This window comes from Rugosimonospora acidiphila (assembly GCF_039543385.1).
Classification (GTDB): domain Bacteria; phylum Actinomycetota; class Actinomycetes; order Mycobacteriales; family Micromonosporaceae; genus Rugosimonospora; species Rugosimonospora acidiphila.
In genome coordinates this window covers 135,562-148,937 of the sequence record NZ_BAABJQ010000009.1, presented here as the reverse complement: position 1 = coordinate 148,937, position 13,376 = coordinate 135,562, and the positions used below count along the sequence as shown (strand labels likewise).

Annotated in this window: 9 protein-coding genes; 1 reads left to right on the top strand and 8 read right to left on the bottom strand. The window is 71.6% G+C overall.

Translation table 11 applies throughout. The features are described 5' to 3' along the window. Positions 1-44: 44 nt before the first annotated feature. Positions 45-3,668 carry an NHL repeat-containing protein gene (locus tag ABEA87_RS17670; RefSeq protein WP_345630867.1) on the bottom strand — a complete coding sequence of 1,208 codons (3,624 nt, stop codon included), beginning with the start codon at positions 3,666-3,668 and terminating at the stop codon, positions 45-47. Between the two features lie 262 nt (positions 3,669-3,930). Next, positions 3,931-6,246, bottom strand: a complete 2,316-nt coding sequence (locus ABEA87_RS17665; protein ID WP_345630865.1) for an LLM class flavin-dependent oxidoreductase — start codon at positions 6,244-6,246, stop codon at positions 3,931-3,933. 108 nt (positions 6,247-6,354) lie between these two features. Between ABEA87_RS17665 and ABEA87_RS17660 the strand changes: the two genes are divergently transcribed. Continuing rightward, on the top strand, positions 6,355-7,023 hold the full coding sequence (locus ABEA87_RS17660; protein WP_345630863.1) for a MarR family winged helix-turn-helix transcriptional regulator: 669 nt from the start codon (positions 6,355-6,357) through the stop codon (positions 7,021-7,023). A gap of 242 nt (positions 7,024-7,265) precedes the next feature. On the opposite strand, the gene ABEA87_RS17655 is transcribed toward ABEA87_RS17660, so the two are convergent. From ABEA87_RS17655 to ABEA87_RS17635, 6 genes are all read right to left on the bottom strand, one after another. Further along, positions 7,266-8,183, bottom strand: coding sequence for a sugar nucleotide-binding protein (locus tag ABEA87_RS17655; RefSeq protein WP_345630861.1), 918 nt, complete (start codon positions 8,181-8,183; stop codon positions 7,266-7,268). Positions 8,184-8,317: 134 nt separating this feature from the next. After that, positions 8,318-8,833, bottom strand: a complete 516-nt coding sequence (locus ABEA87_RS17650) for an NUDIX hydrolase (RefSeq protein WP_345630860.1) — start codon at positions 8,831-8,833, stop codon at positions 8,318-8,320. A gap of 314 nt (positions 8,834-9,147) precedes the next feature. Further along, positions 9,148-10,413, bottom strand: a complete 1,266-nt coding sequence (locus tag ABEA87_RS17645) for an HNH endonuclease signature motif containing protein (protein ID WP_345630858.1) — start codon at positions 10,411-10,413, stop codon at positions 9,148-9,150. A gap of 146 nt (positions 10,414-10,559) precedes the next feature. Next, positions 10,560-10,892, bottom strand: a complete 333-nt coding sequence (locus ABEA87_RS42650) for a dihydrofolate reductase family protein (RefSeq protein ID WP_425570907.1) — start codon at positions 10,890-10,892, stop codon at positions 10,560-10,562. A 43-nt stretch (positions 10,893-10,935) separates the two neighbouring features. Continuing rightward, positions 10,936-12,966: a hypothetical protein gene (locus ABEA87_RS17640; protein WP_345630857.1), complete on the bottom strand. Its 2,031-nt coding sequence runs from the start codon at positions 12,964-12,966 to the stop codon at positions 10,936-10,938. After that, on the bottom strand, positions 12,966-13,292 hold the full coding sequence (locus tag ABEA87_RS17635) for a PadR family transcriptional regulator (RefSeq protein ID WP_345630856.1): 327 nt from the start codon (positions 13,290-13,292) through the stop codon (positions 12,966-12,968). The genes ABEA87_RS17640 and ABEA87_RS17635 overlap by 1 nt, the downstream gene beginning before the upstream one ends. Positions 13,293-13,376 lie beyond the last annotated feature (84 nt).

Genomic DNA, 13,376 nt, shown 5'->3' with positions numbered 1-13,376 from the left:
GGAGGCCGGTACGGGGGTGACCGGCCTCCGGCGGGGAGAAAAGCTCAGTGCCGCACGGCCGGCGGCCGAGGCAGCCACATGCTCACCGACGGTTCGGGCCGGGCGTCCGGGCCGAGAATGACCTCGTAGTTGAGCGTGTACAGGGAGCGCAGCTCATCCACCGCGATCTTCGCGGCGACCATTCCCGTGGTGCGGAACAGCCAGCCGCCGTCGGGCTCGTAGACGTCCAGGAAGTAGGTGGACGCTTCGCTGCCGTCGCCGGAATGGCCCAGCACGTAGATGTAGCCCTTGGGCTCGACCGCCAGGTCCAGGTAGTGGTCGCCCTCGGGGTCGCGCAGCGGCATCCAGACCTGGGGCGCGTCGGCCGGGCCGAAGCAGCTGACCGGCGTGCCGTCCACCGCGAACGCCTGGATCCGGTTGTTGCCGGTCTCCAGCACGAGCACCCGACCGTCCATCGTGCACCCCAGTGCGCGCGGCCCGTTCATCAGCCCGTCGCGGAACCCGACGCCCGAGCTCATCGTGGCGAACGGCGCGTGCGGGTCGTCGACCGGCCCGTCCGGCAGCTGCAGAATCTCCATTTTGGACGCCGCGTAGTTGATGCCGACGATGTACCCCTTGGGGTGTACCACGTACCGGTCGTTGTGCAGGGTGAACCGTCCCCAGCTGGGGCCGGTACCCGTGGGCAGCTCGGGTGGGCCACCGGCCGAGGACAGCGACACCATGCGCAGGTGGTTGCCGCCGGCCGGGTTGCGCACCGGATCGAACGTGCCCGCGCCGGGGTCGACGACGAAGTTGCGCCCGGTGCCGTCGTCCGGGCTGATCAGCTCGTACACCGCGCCGGCCGGTGCGCCGAAGGTCTGCTTGGTCACCGCGTACTTGCGGTCGGGCTTGTCCAGCACCGACAGGTTGCGCACGGTGTAGCGGGCCTCGCCGCCGGGCGCGTCCGGAAGACCGCGCGCCTGGTAGACGGTGGCGAGCTGGGCGGGGCGCTGGGCCAGGGTCAGTTCGCTCCAGTTGATGACCTGCTTGCCCTGATCCACCCAGCGCTGCCGGGTGGCCGGGGTGTCCGTGGGCGCGGCGGAGGCCACCCACCGGTGCGTGTTGTCCACGCAGGCGAGCTTCTGCAGGTGCCGGTACCCGGACTGGGCCGACAGCGGGACCTCGTTGGTGTCGATGGTCACGTCGGGTACCGTGACCCGCCCGGCCACCGCCCGGACCCAGCCGCTCTGCCCCTGGCCGGCCTGCCACCCCTCGGGCGTGTAGAACATGGCCATGACCTTCAGCCGGCCCGCCGCCGGGCACGCGTACAGGGTCACCTCGATCGGCTCGCTGCGCACTGTCGGCGGCAGCTTCGTCGTGCAGACGCCGAACGTCGCGTCGTTGTCGTAGAGCACCATCAGGCGCCACTGGCCACCGGCCGAGGCGGGCGGGAACTGGTGGGTACGCGGGTCGGGCCGCAGCGTGACCGCCAGGTCCACGGTCCGGGACACCCGGGTGCGGTACACGAACGGGGACTGCAGCACGTCGATGGTGGTCTGCAGCAGCTGCGCGGCGGTGACCACGCCGTTGAAGATCTGGAAGGCGAGGTTGACGCCGGGTATGGCGCGGGCCGCCGTCCCGGCGGCGAACTTCATCGCGATGAACTTGTTCAGCCCGGTCTTGAGCAGCAGCGGCCCGAGTGACTTGCCCAGGGCCAGCAGCGCGGGCTGGACGTCGCCGCGCACCGCGATGTCGGTGGCCACGCCCGCGGTGACCAGGAACCCGGCGATCGCGCACACGCCGAACAGCAGATCCTTGTCGGCGAGCAGGGCCTGCACCGGCCGGGAGTCTGTGATCGCCTGGCCGGCGACCAGCAGGATGACCGGCAGGGCCAGTTCGCAGACCACGGTGGTGGCGATGCCGATGCCGCAGACCGCGGGATCGTAGGTGCCGGTGCCCAGGCCGCCGTAGAGCAGCCGGATCTCGCTGGCGTCGTCGGGTACCGGGATGCGCACGGTGGTCGGTCGCGCCGGCAGCTTCACCCCGAACAGGGTGTCCACCGGCGGGATCAGGTCGAGGTACTTCTTCGTCGGGTCGGGCTGGAAGATCCCCCGGATCGCCTCGGGCAGCTGCTCGTCCCAGTTGGCGGGCGTCAACACCCGGCCGTCGGCGCCGGCGAACTGCACGTGCAGGCTCAGGTGGCGCAGCCAGTGGTTGGTGCACTCGATGGTGACGGTGGCGTACCCGGCCGAGCTGACCACCGGGATGGAGAACAGGTCGGTGTCGCTCGCGTCGCAGAAGCTGGCCGCCACCCACTCGGCCCGCAGCCAGTCACCGCGCAGGGTCAGCTGGTACGCCAGCGTGTCGCGCAGCGCGTTGAGGGTCAGCGTGGCCCGGCTGGAACCGCCGATCGGCCGGAGGTCGGCGGTGAACGGGACGGTCTCGTCCGAGGGGCTCGGGGCGCCCGGCACCAGCTGGATCCGCACGCCGTCGGGGTGCGTCGCCGAGATCACCTTCAGGTACACCTCGCCGGCCAGCAGCTTGCTTGCGTAAGGCCAGTCGCCGCTGTCGGAGGAGGGCTGCGCCCAGGCGCCGCTCGCCGACCAGGAGGCGGTGGTCGGCGCCGGCTCGTAGCTCACCCTGGGGTTGATGCTCAGCCCATTGGTCGAGGACAGGTTGTCGACCGTCCAGGCGACCTCGTCCGCACCGGCCGCCCGATCGTCCACCGAACGCTGCGCGTCCCGCCCGGTGGGCCGCCGCGGCAGGTCGATGCGCACCTGGCCGGAGGCGTCCGCGACCCGCTGGTCCTCGCCGTCGACCCGGGCGTTGTAGTCGTTCGTGGTCACCGCGTGCTGGACGGTCCAGTGGCTGCCCTTGAGCGCGGAGTCGTCCATGATGCGCCGGATCGCCCACTGCAGCGGGCCGGCCAGCGCCCGGTCCACGTCCGGGTGGATCTGCGGGGTCCACAGTAGATTGCCGTGCTCGTCGTGCATCTGGTGACCGTCCTGGTCGAGCACCGGCTCCGGGTGGGTCCAGTCGTTGCCCAGCAGGAAGATGGTCACCGCTATGTCGGACAGCCCCGGGTTGTTTTCGCAGTACTGCTGGATCAGGTAGGCGGCGCCGTGCTCCGCCGTGCTGAGGTTGAGGATCTCCCGGTGGTGGAACAGCAGCGCGACCGCCGCGTCGGACGCGTCCCGGTACGAGTCGATGTCCTTCGGGTACGGCGCCGGGTCCTCACCGGTGAGCGCCCGGTACCGCTCGGGGGTCACGTCCAGCCGGGCCAGCTTCGGGTGCATCACCGGATCGCCGGGTACCCGACGGGCGGCGCGCCGCTCCTGCTCGTGCCGGTAGGCGTGCCTGGGCACGTGGATGCCCAGCATGGCCAGGCGCTCGGGCTGGTCGTCCCGCGGCCGGGTGGTCACCTGCAGCAGCGCCACCGCGTCGGAGGGCAGCTCGGTGTCCGCGTAGTGGGTGAGCCGGTGGTCCGGTACCGCCGCGAGAAACCCGAGTTCCCGTCGGGCGTCCCGGCGCGACTCGGCGCTGTGCGCGTGGACCTGGTAGGTGCGCAGGGCGGCCTGCAGCTGGTAGTCGTCGTCGGCGGGCAGGTGGGACAGGTCAAAGTGGAGCGTCCGGCGCTCAGTCGGACGCGTGGTCCGGTGAGTGCCCGGCATCGTCTGCTCGGCTGGCATCGCGGTGTCCTTCCTCGGGGAGGCGGTGCGGATGCAAGCAAGACGGCCCACTGCCCCCGATCCGGACGTCGGGAATCCGACCCACGCGCTCTCCCGATGGGCGCGGCGCTGTCCCGTCGGGCGCGGCGCTGGCGGTCAGGGCGGCGCTGGCGGTCAGGGCGGCGCTGGCGGTCAGGGCGGCGCTGGCGGTCAGGCGGCGCCGGCGGTCAGGCGGCGTCGGCGGTCAGGGCGGCGTCGGCCCGGCGAGGACCGCGCCGGCCGGTCACCCCTCGGTGGACCGGCCGGCCGGCTGGGGCGCGGGCGTGACGTCGAAGTTGCGGTTGAACACGTCGTCCGGGTCGTACTGCGCCTTGATGGCGCGCAGCCGGCTCAGCACGGGCTCCGGGAAGGCGTCGTGCAGCCGGGCCGGGTCGGTGTCGGTCTCGAAGCTGAGGTACAGGCCGTTGAGGTGCGGGTACAGCAGCGCCCACTGCTGGTTGAGCCGGGGCGCCTGGGACGGTGCGGAGGCGGCCAGCACCGAGAAGTTCTGCGTCCGGTGTGACCACGCCATCGCGTCGGCGGGGACGTCACCGACCGCGCCGCCCAGCGATCGGAGCTGCGTCATCAGGACATCTCCGGACTTGATCATGTTCGCCATCACCTCGGCCGACGCCGGAGTGATGTGCTCCAGCAGGCCGCTGCGCGTGTCCGACAACCCCTGCCCGTGGTGGGCGCCGTTCGCCGGCGCGACGGTGAGGTGGTACGGGACGAGCTGCGCCTGCTGCTGCACCACCGGCCCGACCTCGAGGAACGGGGTGAGCGCCGCCTCGGCCGCGGGTACGTCGTCACCGGCGTAGATGAGGGTGACCGCCGCCTGCGGCGTGCCCCCGCGGCGGCCGGGGAACAGCGACAGGAAGCTGCTGAGTTCCCGTGGCGCGGACTCCACCAGTCGACCCCAGGTGGTCAGCAGGTTGGCCGTATCGGTGGCGTCCACCACCAGGTTGGCGAACGCGACGTCGCCCAGCTCGTACGCCTCCAGCTCGAACGCGGTGACGACGCCGAAGTTGCCGCCGGCGCCCCGGATGGCCCAGAACAGCTCGGGGTAGTGGTCGGCGTCGACCCGCAGCAGCCGGCCGTCGGCCACGACGATCTCGGCGGCCACCACGTGGTCGATGGTCAGCCCGAACCTGCGGGCCAGGTAGCCGATCCCGCCGGCGGTGGCCAGCCCTCCCACCCCGACGTCGCCGTAGTCGCCCGAGCTCATCGCGAGCCCGTGCTCGGCCAGCTTCCGGGCGACGTGGCCCCAGCGGGCGCCGGGGCCGAGCCGGATGCGCCGGGTGGCTCGGTCGAGCACCTCGACCGAGTCCATCCGGGACAGGTCGATGACGATGCCGCCGTCGTTGGTGGACCGGCCGCTGATGCCGTGCCCGCCGCTGCGCACCGAGATCGGTACGTGCTGTGCCCGGGCGTACCCGAGCGCGGCGATGACGTCCTCCGCGTCTTCCGCCTGGATCACCAGCGCCGGCGAGCCGGTCCGGACGTACGTGTGCCGGACCCGCTCGTACCGGCCGTCGCCCGGCTCGATCACCTTGCCGGCCAGCCGCGGCGGCACGGCGACGTAGTCGATGGTGTCCTGCCGCCGCGACAGGTCGACGGCCGGCCGCGACGGCCCGCCCGGGGTACCGGCCGTGCCGCGCTCCCGGGCGGCGCCGCGCTCCCGGGCGACCGCCTCGCGCAGGGCCGGCGCCACCTCCTGGCCGAAGGTCTGGATCAGCCGCGGGTCGTCCCGCGCGACGATGAAGGCCGAGAACCCGTGCTCGAGCACGAGCGGAAGCAGCTCCTCGACCCACTGCTCGGGTGGCCCCTGCAACTGGCCGAGGCGCTGCGGGGAGAACCCGACCGACATCAGATTGAGCAGCCGGCGCACCTCGCGCGGGTCCCGCCCGGCCTCCTGGGCGGCGTCGTCGATGATGTGGTTGGCCGCCACCAGGTCGGGCGAGCGCAGATATTCCAGGGTCGGCAGCCACCCGTCGCCCCGGCGGCCGGTCAGCCGCAGCATGCGCGGCTGGTACGCGCCCAGCCAGAACTCGATGTCGTGTGCCGGCCGCGGACCGCGCTTCATCCGGGGGACCGTGTAGTGGCGGCCCTCGTGCCGCAGCGGACCCGGGAGGCTGTCGTCCCACACCCCACGGATGATGTCGATGGCCTCATCCAGCGCCTCGACCCCCTGCCCGGCGGACAGCCGCCGCCCGCCCATGGCCTGTACCGCGTCGGGGAAGGCCCCGGCGCCCAGACCGAGCTCGAAGCGGCCCTCCGACAGCAGATCCAGCGAGGCGGCGGCCCGGGCGAGGACGGCCGGCGGGCGCAGCGGCAGGTTCGTCACGTTCGCGGAGACCCGGATGCGCTCGGTCTTCGCGGCCACCCAGGTCAGCAGCGTGTACGTGTCGAGGAAGTCGGCGTTGTAGGGGTGATCTTGGAAGGTGGCCAGGTCCAGGCCGGCCGTCTCGGTCAGCTCGGCCAGGGCGACGGCCTTGCGCGGATTGTTGGCGGCAGGCGTGATGAAGGTGCCAAACAGCAGGTCGTGTCCATAATCCGGCATTGGTCGGGCCCCTCAGCGAGAACGTGTTGCTCCCCAACTAGTCTAGACACAATATGTTCTGTCCAGCAACACAGTTGTGAGGCAGCAGATCTTGCTAGAGTTGAACGCATGACAAGGCCGTCATCGCTGGACCCTCCGCGCGACGGCGCCGCGATGCCCGCCGGAACGCCCGCTCCCACGCCGTCCGCGATGCCCGCTGAGTCGCCCGCCGAGACACCTGCTGGGACACCCCCCGACCTGGGGTGGGCGCTGGCGATGGTGCTGCGGGGGTGGGAAGTCGAGGTCGACGAGGTCCTGAACGGGATGCCGGGCGGCAGCCGCGGCTACCACCTGCTGACCACCGTGGTCCACGACGGGCCGCCGACGCAGAGCGCCCTGGCCGAGCGGGTCGCGATCGACCGCACCATCCTGACGTACCTGATCGACGACCTCGCCGAGGCCGGCCTGGTGGAACGCCGGCTCGACCCGAACGACCGGCGCGCCCGCCGGGTGGTGGCCACCGAACGGGGCCGGTCGGTGCTGGCCGAGGCGCAGTCCCGGGTCTCGGCGGTCGAGGACCGGCTCCTCGCCGGGATCTCGCCCACGGAGCGCGACCAGTTCCGGGACGCGGCCCAGCGCGCCGCGCGGCGCATCCACGAAACGGCGCCGGGCACCGACCCCTGCGCGGCGGTGCGCTCGGTCCTGGATGCGCCGACCGGGCCGGGACGCGGATCGCCGGACGGCGGCGCACGGGAGCCGCGCGGCCGGGGCGCTCCGGGCTCAGCCGGCGCGGCGTGAGCGCGTCGAACCGGCGTCGAACGTCGGCGTGAGCGCGCGTCGAGCGGGCGTCGAGCGTCGGCGTGAGCGCGCGTCGAGCGGGCGTCGAGCGTCGGCGTGACCGTGCTGAACGACGGCGTGGCCGTGCCGAACGGCGGCGTGAGCGCGTGCCGAACGGCGGCGTGGCCGTGTCGAACGGCGGGGCGGCGGGGCCGGAAGCCGCGCGACGCCAACACTGGTGAGCCTTCGGTCCGCCGCGGCGCTCAGCCCGTACCCGGGGCGGCGGACATGAACTCGTGAGCACCCCGGAGCCGGGTGCGGAGCATCGAGCGGGCCTTCGCCGTTCGTAGCCGGACATCGGTGGGGACGCTGGAACCGAGATCGGCCACCCTTCCGGCGCGCAGCCGGGTGGGGTCCAGGCCGTCGCGGCGGGCGACCAGCACACCGAGGTCGTAGCGGCTGATCGCATCCGGGCCGGCCACGTTGATGACGCCGGCGTACCCGCCAGCGGCGAGTTCCAGCAACGAGTCCGCGAGATCCGCGACGTGCACCGGCGTGCGGATCTGGTCGGTGAACAGCACGCCGTCGATCTGCCCGGAGATCAGCCGGTGGGTCAGGGTCTCGTGTCCGCCGAGACCGTCGCTCGATCCGCCCCGGCCGTCGCTCGATCCGCCCCGGCCGTCGCTCGATCCGCCCCGGCCGTCGCCCGATCCGCCCCAGCCGTCGCCCAGGATGAGCGAGGTCCGAACGATGGCGGCGCCCGGGGCAATCGCCCTGACCGCGGTCTCCGCCGCCGCCTTCGCGGCCCCGTACCGGTACACCGGATCGGGGGCGGCAGCCTCGTCGTAATGCACATCGTCGCCTGAGAAGATCGCGTCGCTGGAGACGTGTACCAGCCGGGCGCCCAGCGCCGCCGCCGCTGCTGCGACGTGCGCGGCACCGTCGGCGATCACCCGCCAGTCGTCCCGCCCGGCGGCGGTGTGCACCACCACGTCCGGCCGGACGCGTCGCATCGTCTGGTGGACCGCCGCCGGGTCGCGGATGTCGAGCCGCTCGTCGGCGCTGCCGGTGGGTCTCGTGAAGTAGGTTCCGATCACCGACCAGCCGGCGCTCGCCGCTTGTCGGGTCAGCTGAGAGCCGAGATGGCCGGTACCCCCCGTGACCAGAATCCTCGCGCCCACAGGGTGGCACGATACCGTCGGCCAGGCCGCCCCGCCGTGCCACGTTGTACCCCCGCCGTCCAGCGGCCATGGATGTGCGCGGCTCCGCGAACGCCCCGCGCCCGCCCGCCCGCGCTCACCCGCCCCGCACTGGGCTACGCGAGTCCCGCTTCCCGGGCGGCCCGCGAGTACATCGGCTCCGCGCCCTCCTCCATCCACAGGTGCTTCGCGAGATCGTAAGCTGGCACCACCAGCCGGAACGGGATCTCGTATTCGGGCTCCCACGGAAGCAGCGTGACCTGCGCGCGCCAGATTGACCGGACCAGGACCCGCCCCTTCTCGTGGCCGCTGAGGCAGCGCGATCGGATGAACCCGAGCATCCGCGCCTCGGTCACCGTCGCGCACGCCTCCTCGAGCATTTCGCGCCTGAGCGTGTCCTCCCAGGTCTCATCCGCCTCCGGGCGGCCACCGGGCCAGCCCCAGCGTGAACCGTCCGTGCTGATGAGGACGACCTCGTCGTCGGCCGTCACGCAGAACGCGCCGGCTCCGTGCGGGAGCCCGGTCGGCGCATCACCGGGCGGATGCCAGGCCATCGTCCACTCGCCCCCATTGGCGGGTACCGCCACCTCTTCGAGGTCGCTCGCGATCCTGCCAAGCGCGGTTGTGCTCATCTCGCCGCCTCCCTACTGGACTCCACCGTTTGCGAGAGTAGGCGCCCACACCCATCGGCCAAAGTCACTTATCAAGCGCGGCGACGTGAAGTCGTCGCTATCCCTGCCGTTGACCAGGCCAAGGAACGCGCCGAGGCGCAGTCCGCTGCCGTTTAGGCCCGACAACCCGAGCGAACGGCAGCAAGTCTCATGATGGGGAGCCGCTCCGGAAATCCCTGCACGTTTGCCCGGCAGCAATTACGAGACATCGCTCAGAGATCACCGGCCAGCGAGCATCACCGCTCCCGACCCGTGGCGATCGTTGCCGGTGGGTGTCATTGCCTGCGGTGGTAGATGTTGCGGTGGTAGATGTTGCGGCGGGGTTGTTGGTCGGGGTCGAGGTATCGGGGTGGGATGAACTCGGGTAGCCCGTCGGAGGCGATTTTGACCTGCCAGTCGCCTTGGTGGATCACCCGGTGGTGGTGTGCGCACAGCAGGACCCCGTTGTCGAGGCTGGTGGGGCCGTCATCGAGCCAGCTGACGAGGTGGTGCCCGTCGCACCACCTCGGTGGGCGATCACAGCCCGGAAACGCGCAACCCCGGTCGCGTAGCACCAGGGCTCGGCGGATCGGGCCGGTGAACAGGCGCCGCTCCCGACCGAGGTCGAGGACCTGACCTACGCCGCTCAGCACGGCGGGCACGATCCGGGCATCGCAGGCCAGGCGGCGGGCGGCGGCGGGGCTGAGGACGGTCCCGTCGTCCAGGGTGGCGGCGCCGATCTGCCGGCGTAGGGTGTCCAGGTCGACGGTGACGGTCACCTGCGGTCGGTCCCCACCGTTGTCGGGCAGGTCCCCGCCGGCCAGGGCGAGTCGGCATACCTCCACCAGGGCGTCGGCGCGTCGCTGCTGCGGGCTACGCAACCCCGCCTCATCAGCCGGCCTGGGTGCGCACAACGGGTCGATCGCGGCCCGGACCACGGCGGCGGACTCCTGGTCCAGCCACCCGGTCAGCCGCACCTTCGCCTGGCCGGGCACGTCGGTCAGGTACAGGCACCGGTCGGCGTGGGCACGGTCCTCGTCCCGGGCCAACTGTTGCGCGGCCTGTTCCTCGGCGACCTCGGGGGCGACCACGTCTAGCAGTCGGCTGGTCAGCCGACCCAACTCCCTGGGCCCGAACACCGCACACTGCCCAACCAGAAACTCCTCCCCCTCGGGGCGGACCCCGGCGGGAAGAGTCGGGACAGCGGCCGCGATCACCTGCGCCTGCTCAAGATTGACCGTCCCGGCGGCCAACGCCTCCACCGTCTTCGGCAACTGGCCGTGCAGCGCGGCGGCGAGTTTCACCTGACGCGCCGCCGTACCCCCGGACAACCGGTACCGGTCGCGTAGCCACGCGGTCGTCGTCGTGGCACCCTGCCGCCGGGCAATGTCCCGCCCATCGACCTCCCGAATCAGGCCCAGTCGCACCGCGTCCAACCGCGACGCCAACGCATACGCCTGATCCAGACGGTCAATCAACGTCTGCGGGGACTGCGCCCAGACCGACGCGTGCGCGAGCGACCGCACCGCGTGTTCCAGCTCGATCAACGGATCCCCGTCCACGAACCAACGCTACCGACGGGGTACGACACTTTTTCGGCTCTCGCGACCTCGGTGCCCGTTCGATAAGTCGTAGATCATCGTGTTGGCAGCCAGCCGACGAGACGAGGCGGGCGCGGGATCCCCGAGGGGCCGACGATCAGGTGATGCTAGACGCGGTTCAGCGCGTCGAGCATGCTCGGCAATAGTTGCAGCGAGGTGACGGCGTCCGCTCTGCGTTGCCGATCAGGCTCGATCACGCGTGCGCCGCGAAGACGTGGGCGACGCCTCCGCCGCTGAAGACGGTGGTGGTCAACGGCTCGATGGTGAGCGGCGTGACGAAGAGCCGCTCGCCCGCACCCAGGACGACCGGGTGGATGACAAAGGCGGTACTCGTCGATCAAGCCGGTCTCGACCAGCGATCGGGCGAACCGTGCCCCGCCGTGGGCGAGCAGGTATCCGTCGGAGCGCTCCCGCTTGAGCCGGGTGGTGGCCTCGGCCAGTCTCCGGCGGCGATCGTCGTCGCATCCCCGTCGGCGCGAGGTGCTAGCCGGGGCGCGTCGCCTCTGTCCGGGTCGCGGGAGCCGACACTGAGCCGGAGGTTGGTCTGGGGTGTGGGAATGGTGCCGGTGTTGCGGGCACGGAGGCGTTGGGCCGTTTGAACACGGCCGGTAGCACTGCGGCGAGGGCGACCGCGACGAGAAGGCTGCCGATGACGATCGGCGGGGCGTCGTCGCTCAGCCCTGGCCGGGGTGGTGCGAGGGCATCGGCGACCAACGACAGGGCTACCTCGATCAAGCCCAACATCGGTGCCGCCGGCAGGGCGGCGAGGAGCAGCCAGGTGCGTGTCTTGCGGCTGCGTTGGCCGGGGTACGTCAGCAGGGCGGCCAGCACGGCGGCGAATGGCCCAAGCAGCCCTGGGATCTGGTACCAGTCAGCTGCTCGGGCGGTGAGCAGGCCCGCGGCGCCGAACGGTACCGCACCCAGTGTGGTCAGCGCGACCCGGCTCAGTCGGGTTGGTCGCGGTGTGCGGGCCAGGCCAATGCAGTGGGTGGCGAGCGCGCCGATTCCAGCACCGAGCGCGACGGTCAGCGGGACCAGTGCTGTGGGGGTGTGCATCGTGCTGTCGGACATTTCCACCGGGCCCGCCGCGCAGTAAGCTCCGGCGATGGCGACAACCGTCGCCGTCCACCGCCCATATCGCCGGTCCGGTCGAGCGAGTAACCGGGTCGCGCCGGCGGTGACCACGGCGCAGAGGGCTAGGCTGAGCAGTACAGCCGCCGTGGCTTTCCAGGTGGACAGTGTGTTGCGGTTCAGTATCGCGTCCGCGACCAGCAGCGCCGGGACGGTGAGGACCGCCGGCCACGCGGGGCCGACTCGTCGTAGCGCTACGATCAGGCCGCCGCAGGTCAGCAGTACCGCGAGCCTGCGCAGCTCGAACACCTCGCGCAGCAGTACGTCATCACCGCCCTTGTTGACCGCGGTGAGTCGATCCGCCAGTGGAGTCATGCCGGTGACCAGCGCGAGCCAGGTCAGCCCACCGAACGCGGCGAAGAACCAGCCCGCGTCCCGAGTTGGCGGAGCTGATGTCGCCGCAGCAACCCCGGCGGTCGGACCGGGATTCGGCATCAGCGACCGCGACCGGGCCGCGGCCAACGCGTAACCAAGGCTATAGGCGGCGGCGACGATCAGCATCAGTGGCAGCGGCGAGACGGTGATGTCCAACTCCTGCGCCAGCGGCAGGTGCCGGTAGCTCGGGCCGAGAGTAATCAGGTGCTGGCCGTCGAGCAGCAGACCGGGAAACCACCAGGGAATCGACCGGGCACCGCCCGGCAGTGGAAGTATCCTGGGCAGCGCCACGAGAGTGACGCATGCGTCGGCAGTGAGCAGCGCGGCGAGTATCGCCCGCACCCCGGCCCGCCACCAGTGACCCGCTCGCAGCGGCCGTAGCACCGCTGGAACGGTGAGCGCCGTAAGGGCCACCCAGAGCACCAGCCCGCCGGCGATCGCCGCAGCGCCGGCTTGTGGCCGGGTGAGGATCAGCTCAGCGGCCATACCGACTGCGGCCAGCACCGGTGTCACCACAGCGGTAACGGTGACCCGGTATTTGTCGCCGGAAACCGTGGACAACGGCAGCCGCCGGCCCACGACCCGACCGACGACCGCGAACAGCACCGCCAGCCCGGCCAGCACCACGATCCGCAGACCCGACGCGAGGAACGCCAGCCAGAAGTACGGATCGCTCGGGTCGCTGGTGACGACCAGCATGTCCGGCAACCTCAACTCCGCAACGCCGACGAGGGTGCCGACCGCCGGCAGGAACAGCAAGATCAGTACCGGGACGGCGAGGCGACCCCATCCCGGCAACCATCCGCTGGCGCTGGGCGACCGTCTGCGCGGTACCCGGCTGACGGCCAGGCTCGCCGCGAACAACAGGCAGCGCAGCGATGTCCCGCCGCCGCCCTCGGCCCGCAGTACCGCCAGCTCACCCGCCCACTCCTCGAATGGATCGGGGCGCCCGGCGGCAACCCAACGATCAGCCGCGAATCGCAGTACGAACTCGGTCGCACCGGCCATCACGCGAGACCTCCGGCGATCTGACCAGTCAGTCCCAGCGCTCGATGCAGCTTCGTGAGTTCACGGCGGCCAGCGACCACGCCCTCGGGTGTGAGCCGGTAGTAACGCCGTGGCGGGCGGCCCGTGGCCTGGGCCACCGCGGCGTCCTCCCACTCGGCCTCAAGCCAGCCGGCGTCCTGGAGCCGGGTGAGCACCGGATAGAGAGTGCCGCTCGCGTGACCAGTGGCACGCATCAGCTCCAACCCATATCGGCTGGCGTCGGGCTCGGCGAGGAACACCGCGAGCACCGTCGCAACCACCGCCGTGATTCTCGGTTTCGGGCTCATATCGAAACTCTACATAGGTCCGCACCGACTGGCGAGCGGCGACCCGCACTGGCGTGGCGACCGCACTGGCGCGGGACGCTGCGC